This is a genomic window from Stenotrophomonas sp. YIM B06876 (genome assembly GCF_030711595.1).
Classification (GTDB): Bacteria; Pseudomonadota; Gammaproteobacteria; order Xanthomonadales; family Xanthomonadaceae; genus Stenotrophomonas.
In genome coordinates, this window is sequence record NZ_JAUJUJ010000096.1 from 937 (window position 1) to 2,719 (window position 1,783).

A 1,783-nucleotide genomic window follows, 5' to 3' on the forward strand; every position below is an offset into this window, starting at 1 on the left:
CTGCCAGCAGAGCCAGCAACAAACGACTTGGGTTTTGCATGTTGTTTCCTTGAATGATCTTGTCCATCGATGGTGTAGGCACGGCTTACAGTTTCTGGCTGATCGGCCCAAGGTGCAGCTACTGGCAAAATTTTAGGGCCAACACCGTTACGAATCACCAACTTAAGTAGCTTTGATGACATACATGATGCATTACCGCCACACTTTGCAGAAACTTGGCTCCTGCACCGTGTGGCGGCAATGGTCTGGGCCTGGCTTGCCGCGGGCGCGGCAAGCGCCGGTGCATCAGTCGTCGGCGTAAATGTCCACGTCCTTGGTTTCACGCACGAACAGCGTGCCCACCACCAGCGTCATGCCGGCGATGATGATGGGGTACCACAAACCGCTGTACATATTGCCGGTCTGCGCCACGATGGCGAACGACATGGTGGGCAGCAGGCCGCCAAACCAGCCGTTGCCGATGTGGTAGGGCAGGCTCATCGAGGTGTAGCGGATGCGCGTCGGGAACATTTCCACCAGGATGGCGGCGATAGGGCCGTACACCATGGTCACCAGCAGCACCAGGTAAGCCAGGATGGCGACCATCAGGGGCTTGTTCATCTTGGCGGGGTCGGCCTTGGTCGGGTAGCCGTCGGCCTTGAGCGTGTCGTTCACGGCCTTCTTGAACTCGGCGTCCTTCTTCTTGGCTTCGTCGGCGGGCAGGCCCTTGGATGCATAGCTCGGAATGCTCACGTCGCCGATCTTGATGACGGCGGGCGTTCCGGCGGGAGCGTCTTCGGCGTCATAGCTCACCGAGCCGCCGGCCAGCACCTGCTTGGCGATGTCGCACGAACTCGTGAACTTGGCCGTGCCGGTGGGGTTGAACTGGAACGAGCATTCCTTCGGGTCGGCCACGATCACCACCTTGTTCTTGGCTTGCGCAGCAGCCAAGTCGGGGTTGGCGGCCTCGGTCAGGGCCTTGAACACGGGGAAGTAGGTCAGCACGGCGAGCAGGCAGCCGAGCATGATGATGGGCTTGCGGCCGATCTTGTCGGACAGCGTGCCGAAGATCACGAAGAACGGCGTGCCGATCAGCAGCGCGGCCGCGATCATCAGGTTGGCCGTGACGGCATCGACCTTGAGCTGCTGCGTCAGGAAGAACAGCGCGTAGAACTGGCCCGTGTACCAGACCACGGCCTGGCCGGCGGTCAGGCCGATCAGTGCCAGGATCACGATCTTCAGGTTCTTCCACTGGCCGAAGGACTCGGACAGCGGCGCCTTGGAGGTCTTGCCCTCGGCCTTCATTTTCTGGAAGGCCGGCGACTCGGACAGCGACAGCCGGATCCACACCGAGATGCCCAGCAGCAGGATGGACAGCAGGAACGGAATGCGCCAGCCCCAGTCGACAAACGCTTCTTCGCCCATGAACGTGCGCGTGCCCAGGATCACCAGCAGCGACAGGAACAGGCCCNCACACCGAGATGCCCAGCAGCAGGATGGACAGCAGGAACGGAATGCGCCAGCCCCAGTCGACAAACGCTTCTTCGCCCATGAACGTGCGCGTGCCCAGGATCACCAGCAGCGACAGGAACAGGCCCAGCGTGGCCGTGGTCTGGATCCACGAGGTGTAGGCGCCACGCTTGCCGTGCGGCGCGTGCTCGGCCACGTAGGTGGCAGCGCCGCCGTACTCGCCGCCCAGCGCCAGGCCCTGCAGCATGCGCAGCGCGATCAGGATCACCGGCGCCGCCACGCCGATGCTGGCGTAGGTCGGCAGGATGCCCACGATGAAAGTGGACAGGCCCAT

1 protein-coding gene and 2 pseudogenes are annotated in these 1,783 nt (G+C 62.6%); all 3 read right to left on the reverse strand.

Features of this window, described 5'->3' with window-relative positions:
- A partial coding sequence (locus tag QZH66_RS14880) for a hypothetical protein (protein ID WP_305806697.1) occupies nt 1-182 on the reverse strand: 182 nt, incomplete at its 3' end.
- A 103-nt stretch (nt 183-285) separates the two neighbouring features.
- Nucleotides 286-1,449 (reverse strand): annotated as a pseudogene (locus tag QZH66_RS14885) (MFS transporter); the annotation flags it as partial.
- 4 nt (nt 1,450-1,453) lie between these two features.
- A pseudogene (locus QZH66_RS14890) lies at nt 1,454-1,783 on the reverse strand (MFS transporter); the annotation flags it as partial.